The organism is Rhodopseudomonas palustris, from assembly GCF_007005445.1.
Classification (GTDB): Bacteria; Pseudomonadota; Alphaproteobacteria; order Rhizobiales; family Xanthobacteraceae; genus Rhodopseudomonas; species Rhodopseudomonas palustris_G.
The window spans coordinates 4,723,144-4,735,713 of record NZ_CP041387.1; the positions used below are offsets into that span (position 1 = coordinate 4,723,144).

Annotated in this window: 9 protein-coding genes and 1 pseudogene; 2 read left to right on the plus strand and 8 right to left on the minus strand. The window is 65.4% G+C overall.

Annotated features, from left to right (window positions below; genetic code table 11):
* Positions 1 to 87: 87 nt before the first annotated feature.
* The gene (locus FLL57_RS21810) at positions 88 to 450 is read right to left on the minus strand and encodes a hypothetical protein (RefSeq protein WP_013500040.1); all 363 of its coding nucleotides are present in this window, start codon (positions 448 to 450) and stop codon (positions 88 to 90) included.
* 121 nt (positions 451 to 571) lie between these two features.
* On the minus strand, positions 572 to 1,429 hold the full coding sequence (gene bla, locus FLL57_RS21815) for a class A beta-lactamase (RefSeq protein ID WP_433962623.1): 858 nt from the start codon (positions 1,427 to 1,429) through the stop codon (positions 572 to 574).
* Between the two features lie 322 nt (positions 1,430 to 1,751).
* Between bla and FLL57_RS21820 the strand changes: the two genes are divergently transcribed.
* Entirely contained in the window at positions 1,752 to 2,627 is an 876-nt protein-coding gene (locus tag FLL57_RS21820; protein WP_013500038.1) for a hypothetical protein, read from the plus strand.
* Between the two features lie 282 nt (positions 2,628 to 2,909).
* Here the strand turns inward: FLL57_RS21820 and FLL57_RS23710 are convergent.
* A pseudogene (locus FLL57_RS23710) lies at positions 2,910 to 3,119 on the minus strand (IS5/IS1182 family transposase); the annotation flags it as partial.
* A 111-nt stretch (positions 3,120 to 3,230) separates the two neighbouring features.
* Entirely contained in the window at positions 3,231 to 5,441 is a 2,211-nt protein-coding gene (gene katG / locus FLL57_RS21830) for a catalase/peroxidase HPI (RefSeq protein ID WP_142883998.1), read from the minus strand.
* Between the two features lie 267 nt (positions 5,442 to 5,708).
* On the opposite strand from katG, the gene FLL57_RS21835 reads away from it, so the two are divergent.
* Positions 5,709 to 6,647 (plus strand): LysR substrate-binding domain-containing protein, encoded by a 939-nt coding sequence (locus tag FLL57_RS21835; RefSeq protein WP_142883999.1) that lies wholly within the window; start codon positions 5,709 to 5,711, stop codon positions 6,645 to 6,647.
* 9 nt (positions 6,648 to 6,656) lie between these two features.
* Here the strand turns inward: FLL57_RS21835 and FLL57_RS21840 are convergent, their stop codons facing one another.
* From FLL57_RS21840 to rpsO, 4 genes are all read right to left on the minus strand, one after another.
* A complete protein-coding gene (locus FLL57_RS21840) occupies positions 6,657 to 8,342 on the minus strand; it encodes a methyl-accepting chemotaxis protein (RefSeq protein ID WP_142884000.1) in 1,686 nt (561 codons plus the stop codon).
* A 497-nt stretch (positions 8,343 to 8,839) separates the two neighbouring features.
* Complete coding sequence (locus tag FLL57_RS21845; RefSeq protein WP_142884001.1) at positions 8,840 to 9,580, minus strand: superoxide dismutase; 741 nt, start codon at positions 9,578 to 9,580, stop codon at positions 8,840 to 8,842.
* A 207-nt stretch (positions 9,581 to 9,787) separates the two neighbouring features.
* Positions 9,788 to 11,956, minus strand: coding sequence for a polyribonucleotide nucleotidyltransferase (pnp, locus tag FLL57_RS21850; protein WP_142884002.1), 2,169 nt, complete (start codon positions 11,954 to 11,956; stop codon positions 9,788 to 9,790).
* A 342-nt stretch (positions 11,957 to 12,298) separates the two neighbouring features.
* Positions 12,299 to 12,568, minus strand: coding sequence for a 30S ribosomal protein S15 (gene rpsO, locus FLL57_RS21855; protein ID WP_013500032.1), 270 nt, complete (start codon positions 12,566 to 12,568; stop codon positions 12,299 to 12,301).
* Positions 12,569 to 12,570 lie beyond the last annotated feature (2 nt).

Below are 12,570 nucleotides of genomic sequence, written 5' to 3' on the forward strand. Positions count from 1 at the left end.
GCCCAGGCTTGATAACGACGAACCCCGCCGGCTTCGGCGGGGTTTTTGTTTGGCCCGGGCTCTTTGTCGGCGGCGACCGCGCGCGGCTCAGCTACGCTTGGCGGTGCCCTGAACCAGGCTGACCTGATTGGTCACAGGATCGGTGACTGCGGTGCGGATCGAGGCGCTGCCGTTGCTGCCGAGGGTGAACTTGGTATCGCCGATCCGGAACGAGTTGTCCTTGATCAGCACGCTCTGGTACTTGATCGTGCCTTCGCTCTGATACTTCACCTGGGCGCGGAAGCCCTCGACGTTCGACACCGTGATGGCGAACTTCTTGGTGTTCGAATAGGTGCCGCTCCAGGTGCCTTTGTAGGCTTCCGGATCGACGTTCTTGTACGGCGTCCTCGACGGATTGAGCAGCCCCGCCTGGCTGTAGCCGGTGGCGATTGCACTGAGGATGTCGCCCATCGTGCACTCCATGCCGTCGGGAATTCGACGGCTCCACTCCACACTGTTTCGGGTTAAAGCATCGTTAAGGATTGGCCGCACCACCACGGCCTCAGCGCCGGCAAAGCGCGACGATGCGGACTCAACCGGCCGTCGCTTCGGCGCCGGCCGCGGCGATCAGCCTGTTCTGCTGGTCGCGCGACACCGTCGCGCCGGTGAGATACACGGTGACGATCAGCGGCGCGCGCTGCGGCGGCCACAGCACGGCGATGTCGTTGGCGGTGCCACGCTCGCCGGTGCCGGTCTTGTCCGCGACGCTCCAGCCGGACGGCACGCCGGCGCGAATCCGTGCGCCCCCGGTGGTGTTGGCTTTCATCCAGCCGACCAGGAGGGCGCGCGAGGAGGGCGTCAGCGCATCGCCGAGCGCCAGCGCGTGCAGATCCTGTGCGATCGCCCGCGGCGAGGTGGTGTCGCGCGCATCGCCCGGCAGCGCCTCGTTCAGCTCGGTCTCGATGCGGTCGAGCCGCGTGGTCTGGTCGCCGAGCGAGCGCGCGAACGCGGTGAGCCCGGCCGGACCGCCGAAGCTCCCCAGCAGCAGATTGCCGGCGGTGTTGTCGCTCAGCGTGATCGCCGCCTCGCACAGCTCGGCGATCGTCATGCCGCCCTCGACGCGCGTCTCGGTCGCCGGCGAATAGGTGACGAGGTCCGACTTGGTGTAGCTAACCCGGCGGTCGAGGCTTTCCTGCTTGCGGTCGACCCGTGCCAGCACCAGACCGGCGGCCAGCACCTTGAAGGTACTGCACATTGGAAACCGCTCATCGAGACGATGACCGATCATCCGGCCATTCGAGCTGTCGAGCACACAAACGCCGAGCCGCCCGCCGCTGCGGGCTTCCAGCTCGGCAAATCTGGCAGCGATCGCATCGCCGGGTTCGGTGGCCGTTGACGCGCGGCGGCCGATCATCGAGACGCCGGCCAGACAGGCCGCCGCTCCAACCATCGTGCGCCGATTGATCATTCCATCCCCCCGCGTCGCTGACGATCCGCCGATCAGTCTCGGCCCGATGGGTATCGGCACGAAAAGCGGCGGTGTCGCGACGGCGCGCCGTCCCGCAGGTCGCGAGCCGCGTTCGGACGACGCGGCACTGCGACAGTGCGCCTCACGCCGAGGCGGCGGCGTGAAACAAGCCTGTCATGCTGCGCGGGTAATCCGCCCTGGATTGATCCACATCAACGGTCGATGCGGGTCGCTGGCTGAGGCCAACGGCCGGCTGCCTGCGATCGCAGGACTCGATCGCCTCAACCAGACGAAGGAACTCTTCATGCGCAACAGCCTGCTGACCTCGCTCGCCACCGCTCTGATCGCGGTGACGGCCTCGATCAACCTCGCGGCCGCGGCCGACGGCCCGATCGACAACAGCTCCCTGTCGAAATCGGGCTTCCGCGACCATGCCCGGACCTTCGGACTGGTCTACACACTGCCGACCAGCGTCAACGACGTCCTCGACGCCACGATCCGCGGACCGCTGAAGGAGAAGCTGCTGATCGCCAAGCTCGATACCGAGGCGCAGACGTTCAACATCCCGCACGTGACCGTGGTGCACGTTCACAGCGCCGACCCGTCGACGCCGGAAAAGATGCTGGCGGCGATGCCGAAGCTGCCCCCGGTGCTGCAGGTCACGCTGAAGAAGTTCTACACCACCGAGGCGGCCAAGGGCGCCGGGCATCCGTGGTGGCTCGATCTCGGCGTGGTCAAGGAAGGTGACAGCTTCGAACAGATGATGGCGTTCAACACGACCGCGACCGCCGCGCTGACGCCGCTGCGCGACGGACCGCTGCCGCGCTGCACCGGCCCGGTCTATGCGGCGATGGGCGACGCCGCCAAGGATCTGGTCCGCACCGTCGGTGTGAGCGGGGTCAACGTCGTCAAGGACGGCAAGGAGCAGCGCTCGCACAATCCGCACACCACGCTGGTTTACAGCATGGCGAAGTTCACGCCCGAACTGCAGGCGCAGATGAATCAGGCCGCGAAGGAGTTCGACCAGATCCTTCCGAACGGCATCGACACCACCTTCAAGACCGTGTCGATCGTCGAGATCGGCTTCGCCGGCAACGTGCTGCGCGAAATCTATCGGATCAGCCTGGAGGACGGATCGGTGCTGACCGTGGCGACCGGCAAGACGGCGTCGCTGAAGTAATCACCGGCGCCGGGCGCCAACACGGCAAACGAAAAGGGCGGCCTGCGGCAGGCCGTGTGAAAAGTCGAAGGCTCCGGTTTTCCGGAGCCTCAGACCGCTGACAAACCCCGTCGATTTTCGGCGGGGTTTTGTCTTTGGCGAGTGGCGCAGCGCCGGCTGTGTCAGCCTGGCACCGGAATCGGCCCGGGAGTCAGTGCGAGGGCAATCTTCTTGATGTTCTGGGCGGCGGCTGCCAGCAGGCATTTCCAGCCGGCGCGAGGAGCGGACCTCATTCAAGTAGCCGTGGAGATAGAGCTTCAGCAGGTCCCGCGGATCGTAAGACGGGCGGCCCATCGTCGCCGGCACCGATCGGCCGAACCCGAGTCCCTTCACATCCAGCCCGTCGACAAAGGCGTCAATCACCCGGACCGGCGCGTCTGCCGCCACGTATTCTTCCACCGCCGCAGGCACAAGCGACGCCTGCATCCGATCTTCGCCGCGAACATAGCTCATGGAAAAGGCCGCACCGTTGCCGATGCGGCCCAGTCTAACCGACTCGTTCAGTTCTCACACAGCCTGCCAGGGGCGCCCTTTCCTGGTCGTTGATGGCTGTCTCGGCGTCGATCAGGCCGCCTGCTTGTTGGCGACGATGTCGAACCGGTCGGCGTTCATGACCTTGGTCCAGGCTGCCACGAAGTCGGCGACGAACTTCTCCTGCGCATCCGAGCACGCATACACCTCGGCCAAGGCGCGGAGCTGGGAGTGCGAGCCGAAGATCAGATCGACCCGGGTGCCGGTCCAGCGCAGCTCGTTGGTCTTGCGGTCGCGGCCTTCGTAGATCTCGACCTCGCCGCTCGCCTTGGTCCACTTCGTGCCCATGTCGAGCAGGTTGACGAAGAAGTCGTTGGTCAGCTTCTCCGGTCGCTCGGTCAACACGCCGTGGGTCGAGTGCTCGTAGTTGGCGCCGAGCACGCGCAGGCCGCCGACCAGCACCGTCAGTTCCGGACCGGTGAGGGTGAGGAGCTGAGCCCTGTCGACCAGCGCCTCTTCCGGATGCATGAACTGGTGCCGCTTGGTGTTGATGTAGTTGCGGAAGCCGTCGGCCCGCGGCTCCAGCACCTTGAACGACTCGGCGTCGGTCTGCTCCTCCGAGGCGTCCATCCGGCCCGGGGTGAACGGCACCTTGACAGCGGTGCCGGCGTCCTTGGCTGCCTTTTCGACAGCCGCGGCGCCGCCGAGCACGATCAGGTCGGCGAGCGAGATCTTCTTGCCGTCCTGCTGCGCGCCGTTGAATTCGGCCTGGATCGCTTCGAGCTTGCCGAGCACCTGCGCCAGCTCGGCCGGGTGGTTGACCTCCCAGTCCTTCTGCGGAGCAAGCCGGATGCGCGCACCATTGGCGCCGCCGCGCTTATCCGAGCCGCGGAAGGTCGAAGCCGACGCCCACGCGGTGGAGACGAGCTGTGATACCGACAGACCAGAGGCGAGGATCTTCGCCTTCAGCGCTTCGATGTCGGCGTCGCTGACCAGCTCGTGGTCGACCGCCGGGATCGGATCCTGCCAGATCAGCTCTTCCTTCGGCACTTCCGGGCCGAGGTAGCGCACGCGCGGCCCCATGTCGCGATGCGTCAGTTTGAACCAGGCGCGGGCGAACGCGTCCGCGAACTGATCAGGATTCTCCATGAAGCGGCGCGAGATCTTCTCGTAGATCGGATCGAAGCGCAGCGACAGGTCGGTGGTGAGCATCTTCGGCACGTGCTTCTTTTCCGGATCGAACGGATCCGGAATCGTCGCGCCCGCGCCCTTGGCGCGCCACTGCTTGGCGCCGGCCGGGCTCTGCTCCAGCTCCCACTCGTAGCCGAACAGATTCCAGAAGAAGTTGTTGCTCCACTTGGTCGGCGTGGTCGTCCAGATCACTTCCGGGCCGCCGGTGATGGCGTCGGCGCCGAAGCCAGTGCCGAACTTGCTGGTCCAGCCGAGGCCCTGCTCCTCGAGCAGCCCGCCTTCCGGAGCCGGTCCGATCAGCGAGGGATCGCCGGCACCGTGAGTCTTGCCGAAGGTGTGGCCGCCGGCGATCAGCGCCACGGTCTCTTCGTCGTTCATCGCCATGCGATAGAATGTCTCGCGGATGTCCTTGGCGGCGGCGACCGGATCGGGGTTGCCGTTCGGGCCTTCCGGGTTGACGTAGATCAGACCCATCTGCACGGCGCCGAGCGGCTCGGAGAGCTGTCGCTCGCCCGAATAGCGCTCGTCGCCCAGCCAGGTGCCCTCTGGGCCCCAATACAGCTCTTCCGGCTCCCAGACGTCGGCGCGGCCGCCGGCGAAGCCGAAGGTCTTGAAGCCCATCGACTCCAGCGCGACGTTGCCGGTCAGCACCATCAGGTCGGCCCACGAGATCTTGCGGCCGTATTTCTGCTTGATCGGCCACAGCAGCCGGCGGGCCTTGTCGAGATTGGCGTTGTCCGGCCACGAGTTCAGCGGCGCGAAGCGCTGCTGTCCGGCGCCGGCGCCGCCGCGGCCGTCGGTGATCCGATAGGTGCCGGCCGAGTGCCAGGCCATGCGGATGAACAGGCCGCCATAGTGGCCGAAATCGGCCGGCCACCACTCCTGCGAATCGGTCATCAGCGCGTGAAGATCCTTCTTCACCGCCTCCAGATCGAGCTTCTTGAATTCTTCGGCGTAGTCGAACGCCGCACCCATCGGGTCGGACTTCTTCGAGTTGTTGTGCAGCACCGAAATGTCGAGCTGATCCGGCCACCAGTCACGGTTGCGGTGGCCGCGGCTGCCGCCCGAGAACGGGCACTTGCCTGCGCCCTTGTCATCCGTCTTTGCGTCCATGGTGTCTTCTCCGATCTCGCTTTGCAGTTTCTTCCCGGCTCAGTGTGGTGGCGTCCTGGGAAGGTTTCATGACGCCGGCAGAGCCGCGATCAAGTTGAACGCCGCGGGCACGGGGGTCGCCCGCGGCGTTGCTCCTGGGGTGAATGTGTTGTGTTGGCCGTTGCACACCCGGAAGTTGCGTCCCGGGCCGGCTTGCGAACTTTGGATCAGTTCTACGATCAGGTCCAGTCGATTTGATTCTGCCAGGCGATCAGATAAACTGATCGTATGATCTCCCTGCGTCAGCTTCGCTATCTTTCCGCCCTGGCGCGGCACGGCCATTTCGGCCGCGCCGCCGATGCCTGCTCGGTCACCCAGCCGGCGCTGTCGATGCAGATCGCCGAGCTGGAGCGGACGCTGGGAATCAAGGTGGTCGAACGCCGGCCCGGCGAGGTGCTCCTCACCGATATCGGCCGGGAAATCGCGCGCCGCGCCGAAGAGGTGCTGGCGGCGACCCGCGACCTGGTGGATTTCGCCCGCCACCGGTCCAGGCCGCTCACCGGCCGGCTCAGCCTCGGGGTGATCCCGTCGCTGGCGCCATATCTGCTGCCGAAGGTGCTGCCGCTGCTGCAGCAGGGTTTCCCGGAATTGCGGCTGGAACTGCGCGAAAGCCAGACCCGGCAACTGGTCGCCGACGTGGTCAGTGGCGTGCTCGACGCCGCCCTGCTGGCGCTGCCCGCCGGTCATTCCGATCTCGCCGCGCTGCCGCTGTTCGACGATCCATTCCTGCTCGCGGTTCCGGCCGACGATCCGCGCTCCGAAAACGAGCCGATCGGGGTCGAGGAGATCGACCAGTCGCGGCTGATCCTGCTCGAAGACGGTCACTGCCTGCGCGACCAGGCGCTGGCGTTCTGCGCGACCGCGCGCAACCGCGGCATTCAGATGGGAAGTGCCGGCAGCGCCAGCTTCGGCGCCTCCAGCCTCACCACGGTGATCCAGATGGTCGCCGGCGGCTATGGTATCACGCTGATCCCGCAGATCGCCGCCGAGGTAGAGTGGCGCGATTCGCGGGTGAAATTCCTCCGGCTGAAGCGGCCGCAGCCGGGCCGCAGCGTCGGCCTGATCTTCCGCAAGACCTCGCCGCGCCGCGGTGATTTCGAGGCGTTCGGCGAGGTGGTGAAGCGGGGAATCTGCGGCGAGGCTCAGGTCGAGGCGGCGGTCGCCTGAGTCCTTCGCTCAGCCGGCCGCGATCGCGGCCGCCTCATTGGCGGCACGCTGCATGCTCGACGACATCTCATTGGTCACCGTGCTCTGCTCCTCGACGGCGGCGGCGGTCGAATTGACGTACTCGCTGACGTTCTGGATCGCACTCTTGATCTTGCCGAGCGCGCCGACGACATCCCCCGAGATGCCGGTCAGGTTGCCGATCTCGCTGCCGATCTTGTCGGTCGCCTGCTTGGCCTGATTGGCGAGGTTCTTCACCTCCGCGGCCACCACCGCGAAGCCGCGTCCGGCCTCACCCGCTCGGGCCGACTCGATCGTGGCGTTGAGCGCCAGCAGGTTGATCTGGCCGGTGATGTGATTGATCAGTTCGACGATGCCGCTCATCGCCTGCGCGGCGTCGTTGAGCTGGTTGGCCTGGGCATCGGCCGCGTCGACCTCGCCGACCGCGGCCAGCGCCGTCTGCCGCGACTTGGTCATTGCTTCGGAAATTTCGCGGACCGACGCGTTCAGTTCCTCCGCGCCGGCCGCCACCGATTCCATCATGGCGCGGACGCGTTCATTGCCCATCCGGATGAGCACCTGACGGGTGGTGTCGGTGGCGTATTTCACGACCTTGAAGGGGCGACCGTTGAGGTCGAGGATCGGGTTGTAGGACGCCTGAATCCAGACTTCCTTGCCGCCCTTGCCGATCCGCTTGTATTCGCCGGCCTGATACTCGCCGCGGCCGAGCGCCGCCCAGAACGCCCGATACGCAGCGCCTTCGCGCTCGGCGGGATCGACGAACATGCTGTGATGCCCACCCTTGATCTCGGCCAGCGAGTAGCCGAGCGCGTGCAGGAAGTTGTCGTTGGCGTCCAGCACCGTACCGTCGATGCTGAATTCGATCACCGCCTGCGATTTGCGGATCGCATCGATCTGGCCGGAGAAGTCGGCGTTCTTCAGCTTCTGCGCGGTGACATCGGTGGCATATTTCACCACTTTGAACGGCTTGCCGCGAGCATCGAGGATCGGGTTGTAGGACGCCAGAATCCAGATCTCCCTGCCGCCCTTGCCGATCCGCTTGAATTCGCCGGGGAAGTACTCGCCGCGATTGAGCCGCTCCCAGAATTCGCGATAGTCGCGGCTCTCACGCACCGCCGGCTCGACAAACATGCTGTGGTGCTTGCCCTTGATCTCGGCGAGCGAGTAACCGATCGCGGCGAGAAAGTTGTCGTTGGCGGTGAGGATGGTGCCGTCCATGGCGAATTCGATCACCGCCTGCGCACGGTCGATTGCCGTGAGCTTGCCGGCATCCTCCAGCGAATGGGTCTTCGCTGCGGTGATGTCGGCTGCGAACTTCACGACGCCGGTCGGCTTGCCGCTCTTGTCGAGGATCGGGTTGTAGGACGCCTGAATCCAGACCTCGCGGCCGCCCTTGCCGATGCGATGAAATTCGCCGGACTGGAACTGTCCGGCGCGGAGTGCGGTCCAGAACTCGCGATAGGCCGCGCTACCTTGCTCGGCCGGATCGACGAACATCCGGTGATGTTTTCCCTTGATCTCCGCCAGCGAGTAGCCCAGCGCGGCGAGGAAGTTGTCGTTGGCGTCGATCACGTTGCCTTCGAGGTCGAACTCGATCATCGCCTGCGAACGGTCCAGAGCATCGAGCACCGCCGCTGGAGAAGCCGTGCTGGCGCTGCGCCGGGAGAACGAGAACATGCTGGATACCTCGGGTTCGATACGTCGGACTAGGACGAGATGTGTGAGAGCCACGCGCCTGCAAATGCAGATCAATCGCTGCCCGCACCAATCTCACGTCCGAAGTTTAAATTTCAGCTAGTCCAAATCGCACGATCGACGCTCAGTTTGCGCATCGCCGTTTCGCCGATTTAAGTAATTCGACGTTCGCGGTACTGAACTGCCTGACTATACAACCTCGAGGATATTTTTGCAGCCGCATCCGCGGTCATGCACGCCATGCGTGCGCCCTCACTCGGAATGGTACGAGGCCGATTCGCGACACTCAGTCGCGATGAAGAACGGCCGAGCCGTTTGCGCCCGAATACCAGCGTCGCCCGCATACCCAACGTCCCCGCCCAGAGGCGAATTCCTGTTCTGATAGAATCGGAACCGGAATGAGAACCACCTCTTCCTGAGCTGCTTTCTTGTCGCGTCCGCCTCAAGGATCGACCGTTCGGGCGGTGCGATCGGGAGACTCAGATGCCGAGGGTGCCCGCTTTGGCGGCGGCGTAGCGCTCGCCGACCTTGGTCCAGTTCACGGTATTCCACCAAGCCTTGAGATAGTCGGCGCGGCGATTCTGGTAGTTCAGGTAATAGGCGTGCTCCCAGACGTCGTTGCCGAGCAACACGCGCTTGCCGTCCATCAGCGGCGTATCCTGATTCGGCCGCGCCTCGATCGCGAGCTTGCCGTCCTTGGTCACGGTGACGAACACCCAGCCGGAGCCGAATTGGCGGCCGCCGGCGGCGTTGAAGTCGGACTGGAATTTCTCCATGCCGCCGAGATCGCGGTCGATCGCGGCCAGCACCTCGCCGGCCGGCTTGCCGCCGTCCGGGCCCATGATCTGCCAGAACATGCTGTGGTTGGCGTGGCCGCCGAGATTGTTGCGCACGCCGGCGCGAATCGCCTCCGGCACGTCGCCGAGCCTTGCCAGCAGGTCCGGCACCGGGGTTTCGGCCAGCTTGGGATGATCCTTGGCGAAGTTGTTCATCGCCGTGACGTAGGCTTGGTGATGCTTGCCGTGGTGGATCTCCATCGTGCGGGCATCGATATGCGGCTGCAGCGCCGTGGCCGGATACGGCAGCGGCGGCAGTTTGAACGGCCCATCCGGGGGGGCGGCCGGACCCTGGGCGAACACCAGCCGCGGGGCGGCGGCCACTGCAACTGCAACCAATCCGGTGGCGGCGATCATCAGACGGCGTCGGGACAGCAACGACATGGGATCCTCCGTAACGGCAACGGCGCCGGCCGAATCTACGCGCGGGGACAGGCGGAGGTTCCAGCGGCAAACGCCTTACCGTGCGGCAGAGTCGCACAGAGTCGGCCGCCGAACCAGAATGTCGGCCGCACAAACAAACAGGGGCAGCGTTGCGGCCGCCCCTGCGCTTCTCGGTCGAGCTGCTGCGGCGCAGCGCGCCGCAGTCGATTATTCGCCGGCGGCCTGCGCGGGCGCGTCGCCTTCGGTCTTGGCTTCCGCCTTCTGCTTGGCTTCGAGGTCTTCGCCGGTGGCCTGATCGACCACCTTCATCGACAGCCGGGTCTTGCCGCGGTCGTCGAAGCCGAGCAGCTTGACCTTGACCTTGTCGCCTTCCTTGACGACGTCGGAGGTCTTCTGCACGCGGCCGGCGGCGAGCTGGCTGATGTGCACCAGACCGTCCTTGGCGCCGAAGAAGTTCACGAAGGCGCCGAACTCCATCACCTTGACGACGGTGCCTTCGTAGATCTCGCCGACTTCCGGATCGGAAGCGATCGACTTGATCCACTTGATCGCGGCCTTGATCGATTCGCCGTCGCTGGACGCCACCTTCACGGTGCCGTCGTCCTCGATGTTGACCTTCGCGCCGGTCTTTTCGACGATCTCGCGGATCACCTTGCCGCCGGTGCCGATCACTTCACGGATCTTGTCGGTCGGGATCTTGAAGGTCTCGATCCGCGGCGCGTGTTCGCCGAGCTCGGCGCGGGCGCGGTCGAGCGCCTTGGACATCTCACCCAGGATGTGGATGCGGCCGTCCTTGGCCTGGCCGAGCGCCACCTTCATGATCTCTTCGGTGATGCCGGCGATCTTGATGTCCATCTGCAGCGAGGTGATGCCCTGCTCGGTGCCGGCCACCTTGAAGTCCATGTCGCCGAGATGATCCTCGTCGCCGAGGATGTCGCTCAGCACCGCGAACCGCTCGCCTTCCAGGATCAGACCCATCGCGATGCCCGCGGTCGGCCGCTTCAGCGGCACGCCCGCGTCCATCAGCGCCAGCGAGGCGCCGCACACCGACGCCATCGAGGACGAGCCGTTCGACTCGGTGATCTCGGAGACGACGCGGATGGTGTAGGGGAACTCGTGATGCGGCGGCAGCACAGGATGGATCGCGCGCCACGCCAGCTTGCCGTGGCCGATCTCGCGGCGCTTGGTGCCGCCGAGGCGGCCGGTCTCGCCGACCGAGTAGGGCGGGAAATTGTAGTGCAGCAGGAACGTCTCTTTGTACGTTCCGGCCAGCGAGTCGACATACTGCTCGTCTTCGCCGGTGCCGAGCGTGGTCACGACCAGCGCCTGGGTTTCACCGCGGGTGAACAGCGCCGAACCATGGGCGCGCGGCAGCACGCCGGCCTGGGCCAGAATGCTACGGACAGTCTTGCTGTCACGGCCGTCGATGCGCTTGCCGGTGTCGAGGATGTTCCAGCGAACGATCTTGGCCTCGAGCTCCTTGAACACGCCCGCAATGCGCAGCTTGTCGTATTTCGGCTCCTGGCCTTCGGGGAAGAAGTGCGCGAGCGCCTTTTCCTTGACCTTGCCGACCGCTGCGTAGCGCTCCTGCTTGACCGGAATCGCGTAGGCGGCGCGCAGCTCCTGCTCGATCAGGCCGAGCATTTCCTTCTCGATCGCCGAATTGTCGATCTCGATCAGCTCGCGCGGCTCCTTGGCGGCCTTTTCGGCCAGCTCGATGATCGCGTCGATCACCGGCTGGAAGTGCCGGTGACCGAACATCACCGCGCCGAGCATGATCTCTTCAGACAGCTCCTTGGCTTCCGACTCGACCATCAGCACCGCGTCGGCGGTGCCGGCCACCACCAGCTCGAGCTGGGTTTCGGCCATCTCGTCGAGCACCGGGTTGAGCACGTATTCGTCGTTGATGAAGCCGACGCGAGCGGCGCCGATCGGGCCCCGGAACGGCGCTCCGGACAGCGTCAGCGCAGCCGAGGCGGCGACCATCGCCAGCACGTCCGGATCGTTTTCCATGTCGTGCGACAGCACGGTCACGATCACCTGGGTCTCGTTGCGCCAGCCGTCGGCGAACAGCGGACGGATCGGACGGTCGATCAGGCGGGAGACCAGCGTCTCCTTCTCGGTCGGACGGCCCTCGCGCTTGAAATAGCCGCCGGGAATCCGGCCGGCCGCGTAGGCCTTCTCCTGATAGTCGACGGTCAGCGGCAGGAAGTCGACGCCTTCGCGCGGCGCCTTGGCGGCGACGACGGTGGCAAGCACCACGGTCTCGCCGTAGGTGGCGACGACGGCGCCGTCGGCCTGACGCGCGACCTTGCCGGTCTCGAGCTTGAGGGGGCGCCCGCCCCAATCGATTTCCACGGAATGGATATTGAACATCGGATCCTTCTTTCATCGGATCCCGGAAAAAGCAGACGCCAAATACCAAAAGACCATGCCAAGACGGCGAGACGCTGGCGATTTATGCGCGAGCAGCGTCCGGCGATCCTGCCATGGTCTCGAGGTGGGAAATGGCGTTCAACCCTCCCGGGTGCGGAAGCAGACCTTTTTGGTCTCGCATTCCGCGCGGCTGGGCATAGAGCCCGTGTCGTGCCCAACCGCCGGAGTGCGGCTGGGGCAAAGCGTACCGGCGGACGAAGACTCGCCGGCACGAAAAGTTGGACCGGGCGCTGGCGGACGCGTCGTCGCGCATCCGTCAGCCGCGGCCTGACGACCGGTCGATCAGCGACGGATACCGTGCTTCTCGAGCAGCGCCTTGTAGCGCGCCTCGTCCTTCTTCTTGACGTAGTCGAGAAGCGAACGGCGGGTCGACACCAGCTTCAGGAGACCACGGCGCGAGTGGTTGTCCTTGGTGTGAGTCTTGAAGTGCGCGGTGAGGTTGGCAATGCGTTCCGACAGGATCGCGACCTGAACCTCGGGCGAGCCGGTATCACCGGCCTTGGTGGCGTTGGTCTTGATGACTTCCGCTTTGCGTTCTGCGGCAATCGACATCG